16 protein-coding genes are annotated in these 21,611 nt (G+C 43.4%); 10 read left to right on the top strand and 6 right to left on the bottom strand.

Going from position 1 to position 21,611, the window contains the following annotated elements:
• Positions 1-6: 6 nt before the first annotated feature.
• Positions 7-750: a LytR/AlgR family response regulator transcription factor gene (locus K6V21_RS25145; protein ID WP_118402460.1), complete on the top strand. Its 744-nt coding sequence runs from the start codon at positions 7-9 to the stop codon at positions 748-750.
• A gap of 129 nt (positions 751-879) precedes the next feature.
• Here the strand turns inward: K6V21_RS25145 and K6V21_RS25140 are convergent, their stop codons facing one another.
• Positions 880-2,067 (bottom strand): aminopeptidase C, encoded by a 1,188-nt coding sequence (locus K6V21_RS25140; protein WP_224322094.1) that lies wholly within the window; start codon positions 2,065-2,067, stop codon positions 880-882.
• 94 nt (positions 2,068-2,161) lie between these two features.
• On the opposite strand from K6V21_RS25140, the gene K6V21_RS25135 reads away from it, so the two are divergent.
• Entirely contained in the window at positions 2,162-3,010 is an 849-nt protein-coding gene (locus K6V21_RS25135) for a patatin family protein (RefSeq protein WP_044263435.1), read from the top strand.
• Positions 3,011-3,130: 120 nt separating this feature from the next.
• Positions 3,131-4,255 (top strand): AAA family ATPase, encoded by a 1,125-nt coding sequence (locus tag K6V21_RS25130; protein ID WP_181991762.1) that lies wholly within the window; start codon positions 3,131-3,133, stop codon positions 4,253-4,255.
• Positions 4,256-4,450: 195 nt separating this feature from the next.
• Here K6V21_RS25130 and K6V21_RS25125 read toward each other — a convergent pair whose 3' ends face one another.
• Genes K6V21_RS25125 through K6V21_RS25110 form a run of 4 tightly spaced genes read right to left on the bottom strand, consistent with a single transcriptional unit; the run spans position 4,451 to position 12,395 of the window.
• Entirely contained in the window at positions 4,451-5,974 is a 1,524-nt protein-coding gene (locus K6V21_RS25125; RefSeq protein ID WP_118402459.1) for a glycoside hydrolase family 32 protein, read from the bottom strand.
• Positions 5,975-5,984: 10 nt separating this feature from the next.
• The gene (locus tag K6V21_RS25120; protein WP_118402499.1) at positions 5,985-7,487 is read right to left on the bottom strand and encodes a DUF4960 domain-containing protein; all 1,503 of its coding nucleotides are present in this window, start codon (positions 7,485-7,487) and stop codon (positions 5,985-5,987) included.
• 26 nt (positions 7,488-7,513) lie between these two features.
• Positions 7,514-9,247, bottom strand: coding sequence for a RagB/SusD family nutrient uptake outer membrane protein (locus tag K6V21_RS25115; protein WP_118402458.1), 1,734 nt, complete (start codon positions 9,245-9,247; stop codon positions 7,514-7,516).
• 22 nt (positions 9,248-9,269) lie between these two features.
• Entirely contained in the window at positions 9,270-12,395 is a 3,126-nt protein-coding gene (locus tag K6V21_RS25110; RefSeq protein ID WP_118402457.1) for a SusC/RagA family TonB-linked outer membrane protein, read from the bottom strand.
• Between the two features lie 310 nt (positions 12,396-12,705).
• On the opposite strand from K6V21_RS25110, the gene K6V21_RS25105 reads away from it, so the two are divergent.
• Positions 12,706-14,508, top strand: a complete 1,803-nt coding sequence (locus K6V21_RS25105; protein WP_217715372.1) for a GH32 C-terminal domain-containing protein — start codon at positions 12,706-12,708, stop codon at positions 14,506-14,508.
• A 116-nt stretch (positions 14,509-14,624) separates the two neighbouring features.
• On the opposite strand, the gene K6V21_RS25100 is transcribed toward K6V21_RS25105, so the two are convergent.
• Complete coding sequence (locus K6V21_RS25100; RefSeq protein ID WP_217715373.1) at positions 14,625-15,497, bottom strand: aldose 1-epimerase family protein; 873 nt, start codon at positions 15,495-15,497, stop codon at positions 14,625-14,627.
• A gap of 205 nt (positions 15,498-15,702) precedes the next feature.
• Here K6V21_RS25100 and K6V21_RS25095 point away from each other — a divergent pair, with 205 nt between their 5' ends.
• The 6 genes from K6V21_RS25095 (at position 15,703) to K6V21_RS25070 (ending at position 21,557) form a co-directional block, all read left to right on the top strand.
• Complete coding sequence (locus tag K6V21_RS25095; protein WP_224320281.1) at positions 15,703-16,863, top strand: MFS transporter; 1,161 nt, start codon at positions 15,703-15,705, stop codon at positions 16,861-16,863.
• 27 nt (positions 16,864-16,890) lie between these two features.
• On the top strand, positions 16,891-17,778 hold the full coding sequence (locus K6V21_RS25090; RefSeq protein WP_217715375.1) for a carbohydrate kinase family protein: 888 nt from the start codon (positions 16,891-16,893) through the stop codon (positions 17,776-17,778).
• Positions 17,779-18,097: 319 nt separating this feature from the next.
• The gene (locus K6V21_RS25085) at positions 18,098-19,168 is read left to right on the top strand and encodes a tyrosine-type recombinase/integrase (protein ID WP_224320280.1); all 1,071 of its coding nucleotides are present in this window, start codon (positions 18,098-18,100) and stop codon (positions 19,166-19,168) included.
• A gap of 440 nt (positions 19,169-19,608) precedes the next feature.
• The gene (locus K6V21_RS25080) at positions 19,609-20,025 is read left to right on the top strand and encodes a hypothetical protein (RefSeq protein ID WP_224320279.1); all 417 of its coding nucleotides are present in this window, start codon (positions 19,609-19,611) and stop codon (positions 20,023-20,025) included.
• Positions 20,026-20,061: 36 nt separating this feature from the next.
• Positions 20,062-20,619, top strand: a complete 558-nt coding sequence (locus tag K6V21_RS25075; RefSeq protein WP_224320278.1) for a DUF3575 domain-containing protein — start codon at positions 20,062-20,064, stop codon at positions 20,617-20,619.
• Positions 20,616-21,557: a FimB/Mfa2 family fimbrial subunit gene (locus K6V21_RS25070; RefSeq protein ID WP_224320277.1), complete on the top strand. Its 942-nt coding sequence runs from the start codon at positions 20,616-20,618 to the stop codon at positions 21,555-21,557. The genes K6V21_RS25075 and K6V21_RS25070 overlap by 4 nt, the downstream gene beginning before the upstream one ends.
• The last annotated feature ends 54 nt before the right edge of the window (positions 21,558-21,611 follow it).

Raw genomic sequence — 21,611 nt, 5'->3', positions numbered from 1 at the left:
TATATTATGATAAATTGTATAGCTATTGATGATGAGCCGTTGGCTCTTACCCAACTGACGGGATATATCTCCCGTGTACCTTTTCTGAATCTTGTAGCTTCCTGCCAAGACGCTTTCGATGCTATGAGTGTTCTTTCCGCACAAAAGATTGATCTGATGTTTGTCGATATCAATATGCCCGATCTGAATGGGATGGACTTTGTACGTTCCCTGACGGAAAAGCCGTTGGTTATCTTCACAACAGCTTATTCGGAGTATGCCGTCGAAGGCTTCAAAGTAGATGCACTGGATTATCTGCTGAAACCGTTTGGCTTTCAAGACTTCCTGAAGGCGGTGGATAAAGCGTATAAATGGTGGGAATTTCGTACTAAAGGTCATGGAACAGTTGCTCCACCGTCAGCCCCGTCCGAACTTTCTTTCAATGACGGTACTCTGTTTGTGAAGAGTGATTACCGCGTTACGCGTATCAACCTGGCAGATATTAAATATATTGAAGGAATGAGTGAATACGTACGTATCTTTGTAGAAGGAGAGGCTAAGCCCATTATGCCTTTACTCAGCATGAAGCGTCTGGAAGAAACTTTGCCTCCCTCTCAGTTTATGCGGGTACATCGTTCTTATATTGTCAATTTGAAAAAGATAACGGAAGTTTCTCGCCTGCGCATCGTTTTTGGAGAGACTTATATTCCGGTAGGAGAGAATTATAAGGATCAGTTTACGGAATATATTAATAGTAGGATGATGAAATGAAAGAGAAGTATTAAGTATGAAGTATTAAGTATTAAGTGTGTTGCTTTACAGCGCAGCTTCAATACTTCATACTTCATACTTCATATTTAATACTTCATACTTAATACTTCATATTTCATACTTCATACTTTATTTAACTCCCAGCTTCTTCAACAGCGCCTTGGGCACTGCATCTTTGTGTACCAGGATGTTGATAGTCTTGTAAGCAACGAAAGGTTTAGAAGCATACCAAATACCTTTGTATTTGTTGTTAGTACCCCAGGAGTTTTTCACCATATAGTATTCTTTGCCGTTCTGATCTTTGGCTATACCGTAGATAAGCATACCGTGGTCATCGGTAGTTTCCCAATTGTCGAATGCTGTTTGGCGCATTTCCTGAGTTACGGTGATTTCCGGTAATGGACGGGAAGTCAGTTCTTTGCGTTTGTCGGCAGCTGTAAGACCTGTCCAGCGTGCCATGTCAGAACCGGTGAGTTCGGCACCACGATCCGCGTCGGGCATAACGGCGATACCGTCACGAGTGAAACCGCTTTCGCTGACGTCGCTACCCCAAGCTACAGTGTAACCGTTGTTAACGGCATTGTCGATAACAGACATGAATTCCATCAAAGGCAGGTTATAAGAAAGGCCGTTGCGCCAATTGTCCTGGATTTCGATGTTCATCTGAGTGTAGAATGGATGGTGGGTAAATGAAGTCAGAGATATGTAATCGTCCGGATTGATTCCGAGGGATTCGGCAAATGTCTTCGGAGTATATTCTTTTCCTTTGTAAGTGAAGCTTTCGGGGCACTTGCCGAGGTAAGTATCATAGATAGAGCACAGGCCTTTCTTCCATACCGGAGTCAGTTTGGTCAGTTTGCCTTTGGCAATAGCGTTTACGTAAGCACCGGCCACGGCATCCAACTCGTTGTGTACCGGCAATGTGTCACCGTACATGATGCCCGGCATAGCTTCCTGCGGAACAAGACCGTAGTTTCTCAGGCAGAACATGATGTCGTAGAAGCTTCCACCGGGTGAGAAAGAACTGTCACCGTGATAGCGTACGTAGTTCACGCCGCGGTCCATCATGGTGTGGTGTACCACAAACATTTCAGATAAATCATATTCGCCTTTGCCCATACGCAGCAATTCGCTTTCAAGGAAACCAAGAGCCGAAAAACTCCAGCATGTGCTGGAACGGTTTTGGTTTTTAACGGAAGTAATCGGGTTTTCTTTAACGGTTGTGAAGATGAAGCCTTCTTCCGCTTTCGGAGTGTCCTGTGCTGACACATTGAAACTCAATAAGCCTAAAGTGGCAATAAGTATTGACTTTTTCATCATAATTAAATTGATATTAAATGATTGTTACTGCCACAAAGATAGGGAGATTTCGGAAACAAAAGCTATCTTTGGAGCGTTTTATCAGATAATTATGGAGAAAAAGATACATATCAACCCCCAGACAGGATTGGTTCTTGAAGGCGGCGGCATGCGTGGTGTCTTCACTTGTGGCGTGCTGGACAGCTTTATGGACCGTGGCATCCGCTTCCCCTATACTATCGGAGTCAGTGCCGGAGCATGCAATGGACTTTCTTATATGTCCGGTCAGCGCGGACGTGCCAAGTACAGTAACATTGACTTACTGGAGAAATATCAGTATATCGGGTTGAAATATTTGTTGAAGAAACGTAATATTATGGACTTCGATCTGCTGTTCCAGGAATTCCCCGAGCATATTCTTCCTTATGATTATGAAGCATATTTCTCTTGCCCGGAGCGCTATGAAATGGTGACTACAAATTGTGTGACGGGCGAGGCTAACTATTTTGAGGAGAAACGGGACAAGCATCGTGTGATTGACATTGTGCGTGCTTCAAGCAGCCTGCCTTTTGTCTGCCCTATTGCTTATGTGGATAATGAGCCGATGCTTGACGGAGGTATTGTCGACAGTATTCCTCTGATGCGTGCCAGGAGTGAGGGATTTACTCATAATGTGGTAGTGCTTACCCGTAATCAAGGATATCGTAAAGAAGCGAAGGATATGCATATACCTTCTTTCCTGTACCGTAAATACCCAAAGATGCGTGAGGCTTTAAGCCGCCGTTGCCGTGTATACAACGAGCAGTTGGAGATGGTGGAACGTATGGAAGCGGCAGGAGAGATTACTGTAATCCGTCCGCAGAAACCTGTAACGGTCGACCGTATCGAACGGGATATCAGGAAATTGACTGATTTGTATGAAGAAGGTTATGCATGTGCGGCGAAGTATGACTTTCAGTGATTAATCAAAATATTGTAAACGCATTGCCAAATGATGATTGCTATAAAGTGGCAATCATCATTTGGCAATGCGCTTCTTTATTCTTATCTTTGTCGGACTACAAACTTTAGTAAGTCTGATATGAATAATCCATTTGTAACTAACGGTTATGTTTCTCCAAAGTATTTCTGCGACCGGGAAACAGAGACTAAAGATATTACAACGTTGCTGCTTAACGGAAATAACATAGCACTTATTTCTCCCCGTCGTTATGGAAAGACGGATTTGATTCGTCATTGTTTTTCCCAACCTGAGGTAGAGGAACACTATTATACTTTTATAGTAGATGTTTATGCTACCCGTTCGTTGCGTGATTTCGTGAACAAGTTCGGAAAGGTTATTCTGGATGCTTTGAAACCGCGGGGGCGTAAAGTCTGGGAGATTTTTGTGAATGCTATTGCTTCTTTACAGGCAGGTATCACTTATGATATAGGTGGAGTTCCTTCCTGGAACATAGGACTTGGCGACATAACCAATCCTGCCGCTTCTCTTGATGAGATATTCCATTATTTGCAGCATGCTGACCGTCCATGCTTGATAGCTATTGATGAATTTCAGCAGATAGGGAAGTATCCGGAAGATACTATTGAGGCTACATTACGTACCTATGTGCAATATTGTAGTAATGCCCGCTTCGTTTTTTCCGGCTCACAGCGTCATCTGATGGGGACTATTTTCACCTCTCCCTCACGGCCGTTTTACCAGAGTGTCACTATCATGAATTTGCCTCCTATCCCTCTTGAAAAGTATACAGAGTTTGCTATCTGTCATTTTCGAGAATATAAAAAGGTACTTTTGCCCGAGGTGGTGAATGTGCTTTACGACCGTTTTCATGGCGGGACTTTCTACTTGCAGAAAATAATGAATATCCTTTTTCTGAAAACTCCTGAGGGAGCTATATGTGGTATGGAAATGATAGAAGACGCTATCAACTACATTGTTAATTTCACAGCAGATACTTATGCCGAATTATTATACCAACTGCCCGAAAAACAGAAACAGGTGCTGATTGCCATCAATCGGGAAGGACAGGCGCGTAATGTAGTTTCCGGTGCCTTTTCTAAACGTCATGGATTGGTATCTCCCAGTTCTGTGCGCTCAGCGTTGGCGGGATTGCTTGATAAGGATTTCATCACAAAAGAACGTGACTCTTATCAGGTGTACGACCTTTTCTTTAGTATCTGGCTGTCTAAGGAGGAGCATTAATTCATTGATATAAGGAAATCATGCGGAATGTAGCGTTTTTCCGGCATTCGTAAATGCAGGGGGAGGATTGAATACACTTTAACTGATTTATAGAGAAATAGGGATGGTTAATTTATAGAAAATGGAAAAGCATAATAGTCCAAGAGGAGATTAAAAAGTACCTCTTGGACTATCTTAAGCTCTGTTCCGGCTATGTTACATCCAGATATTATCAAGTGGACGTATTTGTGCTTTTAGTTCCATATCAGTAGTTTGTAAACGATTGTATATACTGCGTGGAAATATAAGATTGGTTTGAGCCATCGAACCGTTTTGGGTAAATATCTCTACTGAAGACTGGTCGACAAAAATATCAAGTATAATTTTGTCTCCTTCAGTATTGAATGGCGATTTGATAGTAGGAATGGCATAATTGGAAGCAAAGGATATTAGTCCCGTATTACCGGTGCGACGGGTTACCAACTTTCCGGTAGTTGCACTGACAAATATTTCCAAATACTCACCGCTTTCATTGGCCAATGAAAAAGTACCGTCTTTGGTAATATCAATTTCCAGACGTAGCTGATAAGGCCCGCTGATATTCAATGATTCCGATGTTACGTTTTGCCATTCTCCGGCAATAGTCTCAATTTCACGCACTACAGTATTCGCTAAAAGTGGTTTCCCGTCGTATTCTATAAGTTTTAATTCACGTGGGAGGGTCATAGCTGATCGCCAAGGAGATGTAGGCACAACACCGGCATAATTCCAGTTGTTCATCCAACCTATAAGGATAGTCCTGTTAGCCGTATTGCTCCAAGTCACGCCGGCATAATTATCCATGCCATAGTCTAACCATAAAGGATAATTATAACTATCAGCAACAAACTGCCTCCCATCGAAGTCTCCGATAAAATATTGTATTCCGGAACCGGAAACCGGACCTCCCGGGTTGACACTGACAATCAGTACCCATTTTTCCTTGCCGTTATATTCCATACGCAGCAAATCAGGGCATTCCCACTGACCGCGATTACACGAGACTATATCAGTGGAGAAGGAGCTGAGCCTGGTCCAGTTCTTCAGATCGGGAGAACTCCAAAATTCAATGGCATATTTCCATCCCATAGCCAAGGCCATGATCCAGCGTTGGCTTTCTTCATGCCAGAATACTTTCGGGTCACGGAAATCAGGTTCAGTGCTATTAGCAATAATTGGATTTTGAGTATATTTAGTGAAAGTTTGTCCGTCTGTACTATAAGCCAAGCTCTGTTGCTGATACTGTCCGCTGGAAGTGTAGATAGCCACAATGGTACTTGTTCCGAAGCCTGCTGTATTGTTTTTGTCATATACGGCAGAACCGGAAAATATATCTCCCAATTCATCTCTTGTCAGTGCTACCGGTTGCTCTTTCCATTTGATAAGATCGGTGCTGGTGGCATGTCCCCAACTCAGATTTCCCCATTCGTTGCCTTGCGGGTTATATTGGTAAAAAAGGTGATACACACCATCAACATAAACCATTCCATTCGGGTCATTTACCCAATTCTTGGCAGGTGTATAATGTATCAGTGGGCGATATGGTTCGTCATATCCACTTACGGGTATTTCTCCTTTACCACCATCTTCTTCAATTGGAGGAAGTTGGGGTTGCTCATCAAACTTGCTATCAGTACAAGAAAGTATGGCGAATGCTGATAAGACAGCAATTAATTCAAAGAGGTATAAATGTTTTTTCATACTATTAAAATTATCGGGTTTTCAGATATTCCAAACTATTCTTAGCCAGTTTTAAGACATTGTCTTGATAGATGTTATTTTGTGGATAGGCACTGATATCGGGTGTGCCGTCCGGATTTCTCATGGAAAATTCACAGCCTCCATTTCCTATGCAAAGGATAGTTCCCTTGAATTCGGTGTTACCCTGTTGTGCTTCCCATACGTTCAATTGTGACACCCAGTCTATTTGTGAGTCCCAAATGCCAAGTGGATAAATTCCATACTGTTCTGTCAGTAAAGAATAACAGGCTTCTTCTTGATTGCCCAGTCCTGTAAGGATGGAAGGTAGGTTGAAGAACAAACAGTTATGATCTTCCGTCCAGCCGGCACCTTTGAAAGCTATCAATTTCGTGCGGTCTGTTGTTACGACATCAAGCCCCCTGTATATAGGATGTGTGGAAAAATCTTTCTTGAATTTACTTCCGGGATGTAGCTGAACCGCCATAGACCATGCATCACCGTTCCATCCTCCGAAACCTGTACCGATGGCACGGTCATTGTTACGTAATATCTCAGCATCAATGCGTCCCAAGTTGGTGATATAGGGAATGGCATGACTCCACAGCAGTAAACTGCCTCCGGCAGCGTACCATGCTTTAATGGGTTCTACTGCATCTATTGCAACCTGAGGCATGTTCCATACTTCGTTTTCTCCGACTCCTTCCAAGTCACGCATCCAGAAGAGAACGCGGTATAGATCAAGCTGTCCGGCAGAAACAATGTCACCAAAATAAATGTATTCTGCTGTAGGATATTCGTTTTTCAGCCACAACCAAGCCGAAGCTTCATCATCGTCACCGGTCTTCAGCAACTCTTCGGGAGTGGCATAAGCGCTAAGAAAGCCAATGGCTGTTTTGCCTATTTTCAAAGAAACGGTAGCGGATAAGGAAGTTCCTTTGGCATTGACGGCTGTCAACGAAACATTCCAGACGTCATCCACTTTCACATCCATAATGAGATATTCCGTGATATTGCCTGCCAGTGTCTCGTTTATAGTACGTTTGCCGTTTGTTGCGCTGAAGGTTATGTTCTCTGCGTCTGTGGGAGCTGACCACTCCACTTTTGCGTCATATCCTCCCGGCTTGTCAACTTGTACCATTGAGACACCCGTAACTTGGGTAGCTCCTTTTCGCATGTAATTTTTTACTATACCTGTGGAGTAGTTGCTACCATCTGTTAATTTGAATACATACATATATTCAATGTTGGTATCTACCGCAGTATGCGTATAGCTGTTTCCTTGAACTAATATGGTTCCGCCTTTGGTGCCGTTGGTATAAGTTGTAACCTGCATTTGCAAATTATCTTGTTCCGGCCAGGTCCAGATGTAATTGTCACCTTGTAATTCACCGATAATATCTTTTTCATCAATGGCATTCAGTTTCATTCCCTCTCTCTCTATGTCTTTATCTTGACAGGCACTTGAAATGAGGATCAGGGTAAACAAAGAAAATAAATAATATATATTTCTCATGGTTGTATGCATTTATATAGTTGTTTTTAATAACCTTTGTTCTGAACATAAAGTCCCGGCACATAATACAACTGATTATATGGAATCGGGTAAAATTCATTTTTGTTGGCAGTGTAATATGCATCATTATAATATTGACCATATGATTGCCCTTCGTAGACAGAAGCTTTCTCCGATTGGAAATATGCATTCAATGTTTCGGAAGCGATGCCCCAACGCTTTAAGTCAAAATAACGTCCATTTTCCATAGCCATTTCTAGACGTCGTTCCCAGCGTAAGCATTTGCGTGTAGTCTCTTTATCTTGGAAATACGTACTTGGGTAAAGTGCTATTTCACATTGTTCTGCGGCATAAGCAATGTGCTTATTGACAGAATTGGCGGCACGCTGGCGGATGTCATTGATAATCTGTCCGGCTTCGGCAAGGCGGTTTAATTCTACGAGAGCTTCGGCACGCATTAACATCACGTCAGTATAGCGGAATATATAATCGTTCATGGCAAAGGCCTGCCAGGAACCATTATAAGTTTCTCCTTTGGAACGTTGCGGCACTTCTTTTAGTGAGGTATAATATCCATACGTATTCGGTGTTCTGGAATTTTCTTTGGTAAGCGTGTATTCCGTCTCATATTTATAAGGGAATGTAGGCATACCTACCGTGTGGAACAAGCGGGGATCCCACTTCTGCCCTGTCACTTTTCCGTTTATCGGATAATTTGTTTCCTTGTTGTAATCTGTAAACATTGGCAGACCGTCTTGGGTTTTGAAAGCATTCACTAAGTTCTGTGACGGTTTATGGAAATCCCAACCGCAAGACCAGATTCCCCAACAACCATTTAGCATGTTGGACCAGTTGGCACGTCCGAATTTTGTATTGTCGTCCTGGTAATCGGAGCATTGCACTGCAAAAACAGATTCTTCACTGTTTTTATGTTCCGGTAAAAAGATATCTCCATAATCGGCCGCATAATTATATTTAGAATTCACTACATCATCGGTGTAGTCCACTACCTTCTGCATATATTCATTATTGATGTGGTTCAAACCATTGGTGGGTTCGTAGCCGTCACCCCATGCCAAAGTTAAATAGCACTTTGCCAGATAGGCGGCGGCAGCCACTTTGTGCACGCGGCCTCCGTCAGCTTGCTCTTTGGGCAGAACATCGTATGCATTCTGAAAATCTTGGATAATCTTATCAAACAGTTCCCCATACGTAAATTCATCATTGCGGGTCTGTTCGTGCAAACCATTCTGTAGTATTTGTTCATCAATCCAAGGCACTTGACGGAACATAGTCACCAATTTAAAATAATTGTGAGCGCGCAGAAATTTTATCTCTCCAATGCGGATTGCTTTAGTATCGGCTCCTAATTTTTCGTTGCCGTATTGTTCCAAGGAAATCAAAGCACGGTTACAACGGGATATATTACAGTAAAGACGATACCACAATTCATCCAATTCACCGGGAGTAGCGGTCAACGTAGACCATATCTCCATAGGATGATACCCCGTATCTGTAGTTCCTGACCCGCCTTTCAAACAGTCGTCGGAAGATACGTCACCATAAGGCCATAAATTGAACGGATAGGAATACCAACAATTGCCCAGCATGGCGTATGCTGCCGTTACCATTTCCTCTGGACTGGAGTAAGCTATTTCATCATCAATGACACCACTCGGAGAAACATTAATAAAATCATCGCAATTGCTGAATAGAAAGCCGAATACAGCTATCATGGTTATAATAGAAATCTTTTTCATAATCTGATCTATATATTAAATATTAGAAACCTAATTGAATACCAAATGAAATGGAAGTAGCTAACGGATAGGCCCAATTGGAGTTTTCTGGATCAGCACAAGTCAGTGATTTACTTTTGATTGTCAGTAAATTCTGCCCCGATACATAGAAACGGGCGCTACTCATTTTGAATTTGGACAGAAAAGATGTAGGTACATTGTATCCTAACTGCAAAGAGCGTAGTTTGAGGTATGAACCGTTTTCCACGAAATAACTGGAAGCGCGTCCTTCGTCACCTGTATTGTTGGTGGTCAGTGCAGGAATGGTAGAACTTGTATTGTCGGCAGTCCATGCTTCCAATAACCGGCTACCCTTATTGGAACCAGCGTCTGTCAAACTCCAAAAATCAGTTTGGTACTTTTGGTTATTATATACGTCTTGTCCGCATACTCCTTGCCAGAACATTGCCAGGTCAAAATTCTTATAGTTCAATTCGATATTCAGACCATAAGAAAAGTCCGGAACCGGGTTGAATATCCAAGTTTGGTCATCTGAATTAATCACACCGTTACCATCAAGATCCGCATATTTCAGACCGCCTACACGGGCATTTTCCTGACCGGAGGCTAAAACTTCTTCTTTATTCTGATACAGACCATCCACTACATAACCCACTATGGAACCGTAAGGCACACCGGCTTCTACCAGATTCTCTTTTGTGGTATGTGCATACGAGCCTGTAGCCGTGGAAGGAAGATAAGTAACTTTGTTGCGGAAGAAGTCAAGGTTTGCATTGATGTTATAGCCTAAACCGCATTTTAAGGAATTGCGATAACCCAAGGCGAACTCCATACCCCAATTTCGCAATGAAGGACCATTGGACCATGAAGCGCCTCCTTCTCCCATAGCTCCCAAATAAGCCGGAGAAATCAGCATATCCTCTACATCTTTGATGTAACCGTCTACTGAACCATACAAACTATTTTGAAAGCAAGCAAAGTCAAGACCAATATTATATTGGACGGCAGTTTCCCACTTTAAATTGTTGTTGGCAGCCTGGCTGGTACGAAAGCCTGAAGGAAAGTTGCCTGATCCTTGCAGATATAAGTCGTAAGCAGTAGAAGTTACCCGGTCTTGTCCATAGTCGGCTATAAAGATAGAATAACGGGCTGTATTTGAAATGGCTTGATTACCGGTTTTACCCCAAGAAACACGCAATTTCAGATCATCAATCCATTCCTCATTCAACATCTTCGAAATGCGATATCCTAATGTCGCTGCCGGAAATGTGCCATAGCGATTGTTTTTACCGAAACGGCTGGAACCATCGCGGCGAATAGTAAATGAAGCCAATAACAAGTCTTGCCAATTATAGTCAACCTTTCCGAAAAAAGACACTAAGGAATATCCGTTCTCAATGCCGGTAGCTTTCTGAACTCCGGTAGACGCATCCGGCCACATATAGTCAGGGTTTTCTATAGCAAAGTCTTCGGCATATCCGGACATATCCACGCGTTTCTGACGGAAAAGTTCCATGCCGGCAAGCAAGGTAAAGCTATGGCCTGTTCCTAATTTGAAATTATAATTGGCTGTATTGGACCAAGTCCATTTTAAGTCATTGGCTTGAGATACAGTAGTACTTGGCGTATCATTCTTCACGATGTCCGACTGAAAGGTATATCCCATTGAATGAATGAATGCGGCATCATAGTCCAAACCGAAATTGGAACGAAGAACCAGCCCTGTAACAGGTTTGATATCTACGTAAGCATTACCGAACAGACGCCATACCTCTAAACGGTTGTCACGATTTTGATAGAGTTCTCGTAAAGGGTTCTGGCGGTCACTCATGCCGCCTACAGGTCCGGCAAATGTCATTCCATCCGTTTCATAAACCGGTACGGTAGGCGCCATCTTTAATGCATTCTCCATTGGTGAAGAATTGACCTGATTTGTATAAGTCACTGTGAAATTCTCACCTACGCTGATATGCTTGTTCACATGATATGTAGAATTCATACGGGCCGAAATATTTTCAAAGTCAGTATACTTCAAAATACCGGTATTCTTTTTGTAACCTAATGAAAACATGGATGAACGCTTGTCTGTGGCATGAGACAATGAAATATCGTAAATCTGAGAAAAGCCAATCCGGGAAATCGTATCCAGCCAATCCGTATTCGAACATTTCATTGTTTTAGACTGGTTGATATAGCCGTCATAGAGGCCGTTCACTACATAATCCTGATATTGTTTGGTTGCCGGATTATAAACGGAAATGCCCATTCCGGTTTTAGCATTCAGGTTCAGACCGTAGTTACTGGCATAGGCCACAGGATCTAAACCATCATTTAAAGCAGCCTGTGCCATAGCTGTAGCATACTCCGGAGTACTGCATAATTCCATCATGGACTGTGGAGTATAGAACTGAGCCGTTAAGTTAGCGGAAAAGTCTACTTTAACTTTATCGCCTTTTTTACCTTGTTTAGTGGTTATAATAATAACACCATTAGCGGCGCGCGAACCATAAATACTGGCCGAAGCTGCATCCTTCAGCACCTGCATACTTTCAATGTCATTAGTATTCAGTGAATTGAGTGTAGCATTGGTCGGTACACCGTCAATCACATACAAAGGATCTTGAGAAGAATTGAAAGAACCGATACCACGAATGCGTACCGTACCGACACCGCTTGGCGAGCCGTCTGATGTAATTGTCATGCCCGGCACCTTACCTTGCAAAGCTTTCATTGGATCAGTGCTTGATGTCGCTTTCAACGATTTGGTAGATACTACGGTAACCGAACCTGTCAAATCTGCTTTACGCTGGGTAGAATAACCGGTCACCACTACTTCGTCAATAAGTTGTGAATCTTCTTCCAACTCAATACGTAAAGTTGGCTGAGCTTTTACTGCAATCGTTTTATATCCTATATAAGAGATAGATAATGTGCTTCCCGAAGTAACGGATAATGTGAAATTGCCGTCAATGTCTGTAATCGTTCCATTACTGACAGGACCAACTTCCACAACAGAAGCACCGATAATGGACTCGCCATTCAATTTATCAACAATAGTACCTTTCACTTGAATCTGTTGGGCAAATGAAGTGATACTTGTAAGGAGAAGTACAAGTACAAATAGAAGTATTTTTTTTATGCCTTCCATGTTTTTAGATTTTAATTAATATGCTTTTCATTTTGTAATCGCTGAGGATTACCTCTCAAAACATGCTTTCCCGAGTAGTGTTTTGATGTTGCAAAGAAAGGGAATTTATGTGACAGGAAGTATAATTTATGTTTCGGATACTGGTAATTTTGATACAAAATTATATTTGAATATCCCTTTTTTTCTTCCTGTATCAATTTTGTTAGCTTCTGAAACATAAATGACAGACTATTTCCCTTTTATTCGCTTCCTTTGCAAAGTGCTTTCTCGAGCAACCCATTATTAATTAAATGTAATACCCAAAAACATTATGAATTTAAAAAACAATTTGTGGACTGTGCGATGGACCCTTACCTTTATAATAGGTACAATCTGGTCTGTCTTTTCGTGTCAGGCTATTAATCCTCCTTTCGTGATTAAACATTTAGGTGACGGACAGAGTATTGTCCAGATTGAGAACCAGAAGAAATTTTTGTTGCTTCCCGTGGAAGAGGCTTCTCCGGAAGCAAAACTGTATATGATAGCAGATAATGACGTAGTGCGCAATATGAATGTTCGTCTGGCTATAAATAAGGTGGACTATTTTGTTCCGGTAGATCTCTCAGGATTTGATGATAAATCACTTTCCTTCAACTTTCAGTTGATACCCGATACGGCTGTTTGCTGGGATGAAATGAAACTTTCCAATGAGTTTGATACATCCAATCGCGAGAGTTTCCGTCCGCTTTATCACTTCACTCCTCAATATGGCTGGATGAATGATCCGAATGGTATGGTATATAAAGATGGCGTTTATCATTTGTTCTATCAATACAATCCGTATGGTTCATTCTGGGGAAACCTGAGCTGGGGACATACCACCAGCACCGACCTCGTTTCCTGGGAACATCAGCCTGTAGCTATCGCCCCCGATGCACTCGGTGCTATCTTCAGCGGTTCTTGCGTAGTAGATAAGGATAATACGGCTGGTTTCGGTGCCGGAGCCATCATCGCTTTCTATACTTCGGCAAGCGAACGCCAGGTGCAGAGCATGGCTTATAGCCTTGATAATGGAAAGACTTTCAAAAAGTATGCGCGTAATCCGATTCTGACTTCTACACAGCGAGACTTTCGCGATCCGAAAGTATTCTGGCATGATACTACTGACAAATGGATTATGGTTCTTGCTGTGGGACAGGAAATGCAGTTCTACTCTTCGGCCAATCTGAAAGACTGGACTTATGAAAGTAGTTTCGGTGAAGGACAGGGAGCTCATGGAGGCGTTTGGGAATGCCCCGACCTGATTGAATTACCTATTGAAGGCACGGAACTGAAAAAATGGGTATTGATATGTAATATTAATCCGGGAGGACCTTTCGGTGGTAGTGCTGCCCAGTACTTTGTAGGAATGTTTGATGGAAAAACATTCGTAAATGAATCTCCGAAAATGACGAAATGGATGGACTGGGGAAAAGATCATTATGCTGCTGTAACCTGGAGTAATGCACCTGAAGGACGACATATCGCATTGGCATGGATGAGCAACTGGCAGTATGCCAATGATGTGCCTACCATGCAATATCGTAGTGCAAATTCTGTTCCCCGTGATCTGAGCCTCTATACTTCGGCGGGTGAGACCTATTTGAAATCTTCCCCTTCGCGAGAACTGCTGAAACTGCGTGGAAAAGAAGAAAAGAAGCATTCCTTCAAGGTGGACCGTACTTATAATATGGACAAACTGCTTTCGGATAATACAGGTACGTATGAAATTGAAATGACGATTAAGAACAGAAATGCAGAAGTCATTGGCTTCCAACTTTTCAATTCAAAAGGAGAAGAAGTGGATATTTACTATAATCTGGTAGAGAAGAAGTTTGCGATGGATCGTAGTAAGAGCGGAATCGTATCATTCAGTCCGGACTTTCCGGTGCTGACTCTTGCCCCGATAGAAGGCAATTCGGAAATGACGCTACGTCTTTTCGTTGATAAATCAAGTATTGAAGCGTTTGGCGATGACGGACGTTTCGCAATGACAAACCTTGTGTTTCCTTCGGAACCTTACAACCGTATCAGCTTCTATGCCAAAGGTGGTAGCTATGCGGTAAGTTCATTCAAGGTTTATAAGTTGAAATAAGATTGGTCTATATTTCCTCCTTTTCTGTTCCCGAATTTTATCAAAGCCGTACCCGCTCCGTAGCTGCTCCGTACCTAAGCGTTTGGACCAGATACGGACCAGGTACGGCTTCTCCTTTACTCTTCTATTTCAATGGTATATTTTCCCCTGAATATCTCTTCGGGTTGCAGATGCTGTATCCAATCCTTATCTTTATACTCTCCTGTATAATGTGCTTTGTCGCAACGACCGTACCATGGTTCAATACAGACAAACGGGGCATTTTTGGCAGGTGGCGACCACAGTCCGACAACAGGTGCATCGAAATGGAGGCTGAGATAAGGGGATTTTTCCTTGTTATATAGAGTAACCCGCCGCACCTGGCTTCCCTCCAATATAAGTGCATCTTTGTCAAATGTATGTGTATCCAATGGCAACAAATCGTTTGTCAGTTTCAGAGGATATTGGGTGTCCGGGTCGGCACATCCTTTTTCAGAAATAAGTATGTATTTCAGTCCGCTTTTCTTATTGAAACCGAAGAACCCCCGTTCTTGCGTTTCGGCATCGAAATCCGGATAGTAGAATGCCGGATGTGCACCAATCTGGAAGTGCATTTCCTTCTCCCCGGTATTCTCTACTTCCCACATGACATCGACCTTCTTCTCGCGAATGCGATAGCCGATGGTGAGACGGAATGGGAAAGGATATTTCTTGAGCGTTTCTTCGTTGCTGACAAGCTGGTAGCGGACTTCATCGTTTTCCTCGGATATCAGTGTGAACTCCATGTCGCGGGCAAATCCATGCTGAGTGAGGACATAAGTGGTGCCTTCGTTTCGATATTTATTCTCCCATACGCTTCCTACAATCGGGAAGAGTACTGGCGAATGGCGTTTCCAGAATGCAGGATCTGCCTGCCATAGATATTCTTTTCCGTTAGAAAAAATACTGCATAGCTCTGCTCCATGTGCAGAGACTTCAATGCTGAGTCGTCCATTAAAGAGTGTTTCCATATTGTTGTTTAAAAAGTTTCTTTGGATAATTTTCCACAAATGTAGCTAAAAAGAGAAATAATGCCCTTGAAATGCGCTTAAAAAACATTCTTGTATCATAATTGCCACTCTTTGTAACAAGATTGTTATCCTGTTGCCTTGATATTCGCTTCCTTTGCAACGTGCTTTCCCGAGCAAGAAATACTTAAATTAATACCATACAACAATGAAATCTAATTCTTCGTTATCCAAGCTGATCCCTGTGATGCTCTGCTTTTTCGCTATGGGATTTGTGGATCTGGTGGGCATCGCCTCCAACTATGTAAAAGCAGATTTGGGTCTGACTGATTCTCAGGCTAACATCTTTCCCTCGCTGGTTTTCTTTTGGTTCCTGATCTTCTCTGTGCCGACAGGTATGTTGATGAGCCGTATCGGACAAAAAAAGACGGTACTACTTAGTTTGGTTGTGACCTTTGCTTCGTTGCTATTGCCTGTTTTTGGTGATAGCTATACGTTGATGCTGCTTTCTTTCTCTTTATTAGGTATCGGCAATGCATTGATGCAGACTTCACTGAATCCGCTGCTTTCCAACATCGTGAGAGGTGACCGGCTGGCAAGTAGCCTTACCTTCGGACAATTTGTAAAGGCGATTGCTTCGTTTCTTGCACCTTACATTGCTATGTGGGGAGCTACACAGGCCATTCCGTCGTTCGGTTTGGGTTGGCGTGTGCTGTTCCCTATTTATATGGTGATAGCTGTGATAGCCGTTTTATTGTTGGGACAGACACAGATTGCCGAGGAGAAAGAGGAAGGAAAACCTTCTACGTTCGGTGAGTGTTTGGCTTTATTGGGTAAGCCGTTTGTTTTGCTTTCTTTCATCGGTATCATGTGCCATGTAGGAATCGATGTAGGTACGAATACTACTGCTCCTAAGATTCTAATGGAGCGTTTGGGTATGGGATTGGATGACGCTGCGTTTGCTACCAGTCTCTACTTCATTTTCCGTACGGCAGGTTGCTTCACAGGTTCTTTTATTTTGAGGAGGATGAATGCTAAATTGTTCTTTGCTATCAGTAGTTTTATGATGTTACTGGCAATGATTGGACTTTTTGCTTTCCATTCAAAAACATCTATTTATATTTGCATTGCGCTGATAGGTTACGGAAACTCGAATATCTTTTCGATTGTCTTCTCACAGGCGTTGCTGTATATGCCCGGCAAGAAGAATGAAGTTTCCGGGCTGATGATAATGGGACTTTTTGGTGGAACTGTTTTTCCGTTGGCAATGGGATTGGCAAGTGATGCCGTAGGACAAAGTGGTGCAGTAGCCGTGATGACTATCGGAGTACTTTATTTGCTGTACTATACTTTGAAGATAAAGAAATAATAGTTTTCATAAATCATAAATCATATCATGAATAAAATTATCGTAGGAATGGGGGAAGCACTCTGGGATGTGCTGCCCGAAGGAAAGAAAATAGGTGGTGCGCCTGCCAATTTCGCTTATCATGTATCACAGTTTGGTTTTGATAGTCGTGTAGTGAGTGCAGTGGGACGTGATGCTGACGGACAGGAAATATTGGATGTTTTTGCCCAAAAGAAACTGACTTGTCAGATAGAGCAGGTGGATTATCCTACAGGTACGGTGCAGGTTACTCTTGATGCCGTAGGTGTTCCCTGTTATGAAATCAAGGAAGATGTGGCTTGGGACAACATTCCTTTTACGGATGAACTGAAGCGTCTGGCTCTTTCTACCCGTGCTGTTTGCTTCGGTTCGCTGGCTCAGCGCAGTCCCGTGAGTCGTGCTACTATTCAACGTTTTCTGGACACGATGCCCGATGGGGATGAACAGATAAAGATTTTCGATATCAATCTCCGTCAGGGATTCTATACGAAAGAGATTCTTTGCGAGTCTATGAGCCGTTGCAACATTCTTAAAATCAATGATGAGGAGCTGGTTACTATCAGCCGTATCTTCGGCTATCCGGGGATTGACTTGCAGGATAAATGCTGGATACTCCTGGCTAAATATAACCTGAAAATGTTGATTCTGACTTGCGGTACGAACGGCAGTTATGTGTTTACTCCGGGCGTTGTATCTTTCCAGGATACACCACGGGTTCCGGTTGCCGATACCGTTGGTGCGGGAGATTCATTTACTGCGGCTTTCACGTCTGCCATACTTAGCGGAAAGCCGGTGCCCGAGGCTCATAAGTTGGCGGTGGAAGTCTCGGCTTATGTCTGTACACAGAGCGGGGCTATGCCGGAGTTGCCGGCTGCTTTTAAGAGTCGGTTGGAGTGAGCTCCTGAGAGGTTACAATTAGATTATTTTCTCCTTTATCATTACTGTTCTGATATGGTAATGGTAAAGGAGATTGATTGTTTATAGATAACTCGGTATATATTGTATAATATGCAGTGCCTGTTTTTTGAATTTCCTTTTTCTTCCATATTCCTTTTTTTGCCCTCTGTAGCATAACAACAATCATTTATGCGTGTTTCATAACAAGCATCCTTTCCTCCTGTTCTTACTTTTGACGTTTATCTCTTTTCTCACCCCAAAACAAATGATGTAGAGTGGGGTTGGGGAGGAAATAACCATTAATTAAAAGAACACTGGAATGAGAATTAAGACATTGAAGGAGTTTATTATAGCTCATGCGGAAACTTTGGACGATTTGTTCAAGTTCTCTGCAGAACATACGTGCCGTAGTATGCTGCATAGTTTGGAGAGGTTTACGGATATGGAATTGTTGGATTTTAGGAATCTGACAGCGGGTGTTTTCCTGAGTTTTGAACACTATTTGTTGGCTTCGGGGTGTTCACCGAATACTTCGGCGTGTTATTTTCGGTCACTGCGGGCTATTTGCCGGCAGGCTGAAAAGGAAAAGTTGTTGAAGGATACACGGCAGCTTTTTAACGGGATTTTTATGGGGTATGAGGAGACAAGGAAACGGGCGTTGAATATTGAACAGCTTCGGGCGGTGGCGGAGGCGGATTTGAAGGATGCACCGAGGTTGGGGATGGCACGGGACCTGTTTATTCTTTCTTATTATCTGAGGGGGATTCCTTTTATTGATTTGGCTTATTTGAGGAAGACGGATATTCATGATAATGTGCTGTACTATCACCGGAGTAAGACGGGAAGGGTGCTGAGTATTACGCTGGAGCCGTGGATGTGGGAGATTATTGAGAGGTATAGGTGTGAGAATCCGGATTCACCTTATCTGCTGAGAATTATTCGGAATCCGGGGAGTATTCCAGAAGAGAGACGACAGTATGAGAGTGCTTTGCGGCTTTATAATAAGCATTTATACCGGTTGTCTATCCGGTTGGGATTGGGGGTGAGGCTGACTTCTTATGTAGCACGACATACGTGGGCGACATTGGCGTATAATGAGGATATTCCGGTGTCTAAGATTAGTGCGGGGTTGAGCCATGCTTCGGAAGAGATTACGCATACTTATCTGCGCTCGTTTTCTACAGAACAACTGGCGGTGGTGAACTTGCAGATGGCAGCATTGGTTAATCCGATGGCAGAAAAGGAATGGAAGAGGAAAGAAAAAGAAAAGGGAAAAGGAAATAGGAACGATAAAGAAAGAAAAATATCTAAAAATGAGCTTCATACAGGCGTTCCGATTCCCGGTAGGAAACGGAACGATTCCGGTGGTAAAGGAACTGTTTTCAATTGAGATAAACAAGGAAAACTGGAAATACTTATCGAAGTTTCCCTCTTTTCTGTAAAAAATCGGTTAGTTTACAACATCAGACACGACAAAAACAACTCTCTTATCCTGAAAGTTAGATTTTGTCTTAAAAAGTCATGTCAAAAAATAGGATATTATTGTAATAATATGATATACTGCTTCAAAAGGTCTTTGTATAGATTAAAAAGCTTTCACTTTTTTTGTTTGGAGATACGACTCCCCTTACCCATACCTCAATATGGGGGAAGCTCATTATTAAATTGAAGAATACAAGGAGGAAAAACGAAGAATTGTCCGCCTTTTTAAAATGGAAGATGAGTATTATCCGCCTGTCCTATGCTTACGCCGCCGCTTGTTCCGTTTCCTACCGGGAATCGGAACATCCTTAACAAAACAGACAATAATCTACATAAAAAGCAAGCGCTATGTTAACACTCAGAACCAAACTCGCCCTGGCAGTACTACACGACATCCAATATAAGGATTATCAGTTGAGCACTTCCTTCAATTATTCCCCTTCCGAAATAGCCTATCTGTTGCAGGCTCTCTCAAAAGGACATCTGATTATGCTGGCGGAGAACCAGCCGGACAACCTGCCCGAATCTTACCGCCTCGCCTGCGAATATCACAAAATCAACCTCCTCTCCATTCTTGAAGCATTGGGCGAAGGTATCTACTTCAACCGTCCCAGCGATGAGGATTTCTATTCCTGCTACGGGACAACAGCCCGTAAACTGGGTATCATCAACCAAATGACACGCGTCTATCTGATGGAGATTTCCATAGCCGAACTCCCCCTCAGTGAATTCCTAATGGGCAACAATGCTATAACCATGCCATAACCCACATCCGACTCCTATTATAAATCCTGATTACCCATGAAACGACTTTATATGCTAATCCTGTTACTTTGCCCAGTGGGTATCGTTGCCTTTGCCCAACGTGTGGCATTGCGCACCGACCTGCTGTTATGGGGAACCACCACCCCGAATGCAGGGGTGGAAACCAGCATCAACCGTCATTTCACAATGGTACTGAACGGCGCTTACAACGCATGGAAATTCGGCAATGACATGAAACTGAACCTTTATCTGGTGCAACCGGAGTTGCGCTACTGGCCCTGCCGCAAATTCGAGGGGCATTTCTTCGGCGTGCACGGACATTACGCTTATTATAATGTGGGGCAGATTCCCTTCTTTTCGGGCATGGAAGACATCATTTACCGGGGTGACCTGTATGGCGGGGGCATCACCTACGGTTATCACTGGGTACTGGGCGACCGCTTCTCCGTGGAGGCCGTGATAGGTGGCGGCTACGCCCGCATGGAATACGACAAATACCGGTGCGCGGGCTGCGGCGAGCGCATGGGACATTATAAAAGGAATTATTTCGGGCCTACACGGGCCGGGGTGTCACTCATTTATTTCATACGATGAAAGTTATGGTAATTCTCTGCTGCATACTCTGGTTCTGCACCTCCTGCACGTTCGATTTTGACGAGCCGGGAGTGTGTCCCTACAATGTACGGCTGAATTACCGCTATGCCGGAAGACCCGATGCCGGACAGCTCGCCATGTATGTGGATAATATCCGGCAGTTCCTTTTCGATGCGGACGGGGTGCTGGTGGATACCCGGATGTTGCAGGGCGACAGTCTGGAATACTGGCAGGGAGAATTATCTCCCGGACGCTACACCCTCGTGTCATGGGGGAACTGGAGATATGAAAGCGATATACTACCCCCGCCGCAACCCGGTGTGACAAAAGTCCGTGAACTGGTAATGACCTCGGCCACGGGAACACCCTCAGGAGGATACCGGACCAATACCGAACGGCTCTATTACGGATATGGCACATTCGAAGTTCCCGCCACAGGGGTTTCAGTGAACAGGACCGTATACCTGACACACTGCCACGCCGTACTCCGGATAACCGTACATTGGGAAGACGGTTACTATCCTGCGGAAGGAACGGGCGGATATACGCTCCGTATGCGGGGCGTGCCTTGCGAATACGGTTTTCCGGCAGGTTACGACATACCGCTGGCTGTGGGTGACGGGGCTTTCACATTCCCCTCCATAGGCAGTCCGGTGACGTGGCACCAGACCCGGGCGGCAATGAACTACAATGACGAACTGACGGGGGAACTGGTGACGTACCGCCTGACATCGGGTTCGCACCCGTTGCTGAGTATCTACCGGGGAAATGAAAGGATTATGAAGGAGATAGACCTGCAACTATTCTTTCGCAAACTGCCTGTCAGTCTGGATGAGAACACGGAACAAGAATTCGACCTGCTGGTAACCATAGGGCGGACGATTGTGGTGACGCAAATGAATGCGTCGGACTGGACGGAAGGAGGAGGACTGGGGTAGGCTAAGAATGAAAAAATGAAGGAATGAAGGAATTAAAAAATGAAAGAGTGAAAG

The organism is Bacteroides cellulosilyticus, from assembly GCF_020091405.1.
In the GTDB taxonomy this organism is placed as follows: Bacteria; Bacteroidota; Bacteroidia; order Bacteroidales; family Bacteroidaceae; genus Bacteroides.
Note: the sequence above shows the minus strand (reverse complement) of the source record. Positions and strands in the feature narration are given on the sequence as shown.

Excerpts from the sequence above, each read along its gene's own strand:
- K6V21_RS25145 (WP_118402460.1), top strand. The coding sequence starts at position 7 with ATGATAAATTGTATAGCTATTGATGATGAGCCGTTGGCTCTTACCCAA.
- K6V21_RS25140 (WP_224322094.1), bottom strand. The coding sequence starts at position 2,067 with ATGAAAAAGTCAATACTTATTGCCACTTTAGGCTTATTGAGTTTCAAT.
- K6V21_RS25135 (WP_044263435.1), top strand. The coding sequence starts at position 2,162 with ATGGAGAAAAAGATACATATCAACCCCCAGACAGGATTGGTTCTTGAA.
- K6V21_RS25130 (WP_181991762.1), top strand. The coding sequence starts at position 3,131 with ATGAATAATCCATTTGTAACTAACGGTTATGTTTCTCCAAAGTATTTC.
- K6V21_RS25125 (WP_118402459.1), bottom strand. The coding sequence starts at position 5,974 with ATGAAAAAACATTTATACCTCTTTGAATTAATTGCTGTCTTATCAGCA.
- K6V21_RS25120 (WP_118402499.1), bottom strand. The coding sequence starts at position 7,487 with ATGAGAAATATATATTATTTATTTTCTTTGTTTACCCTGATCCTCATT.
- K6V21_RS25115 (WP_118402458.1), bottom strand. The coding sequence starts at position 9,247 with ATGAAAAAGATTTCTATTATAACCATGATAGCTGTATTCGGCTTTCTA.
- K6V21_RS25110 (WP_118402457.1), bottom strand. The coding sequence starts at position 12,395 with ATGGAAGGCATAAAAAAAATACTTCTATTTGTACTTGTACTTCTCCTT.
- K6V21_RS25105 (WP_217715372.1), top strand. The coding sequence starts at position 12,706 with ATGAATTTAAAAAACAATTTGTGGACTGTGCGATGGACCCTTACCTTT.
- K6V21_RS25100 (WP_217715373.1), bottom strand. The coding sequence starts at position 15,497 with ATGGAAACACTCTTTAATGGACGACTCAGCATTGAAGTCTCTGCACAT.
- K6V21_RS25095 (WP_224320281.1), top strand. The coding sequence starts at position 15,703 with ATGAAATCTAATTCTTCGTTATCCAAGCTGATCCCTGTGATGCTCTGC.
- K6V21_RS25090 (WP_217715375.1), top strand. The coding sequence starts at position 16,891 with ATGAATAAAATTATCGTAGGAATGGGGGAAGCACTCTGGGATGTGCTG.
- K6V21_RS25085 (WP_224320280.1), top strand. The coding sequence starts at position 18,098 with ATGAGAATTAAGACATTGAAGGAGTTTATTATAGCTCATGCGGAAACT.
- K6V21_RS25080 (WP_224320279.1), top strand. The coding sequence starts at position 19,609 with ATGTTAACACTCAGAACCAAACTCGCCCTGGCAGTACTACACGACATC.
- K6V21_RS25075 (WP_224320278.1), top strand. The coding sequence starts at position 20,062 with ATGAAACGACTTTATATGCTAATCCTGTTACTTTGCCCAGTGGGTATC.
- K6V21_RS25070 (WP_224320277.1), top strand. The coding sequence starts at position 20,616 with ATGAAAGTTATGGTAATTCTCTGCTGCATACTCTGGTTCTGCACCTCC.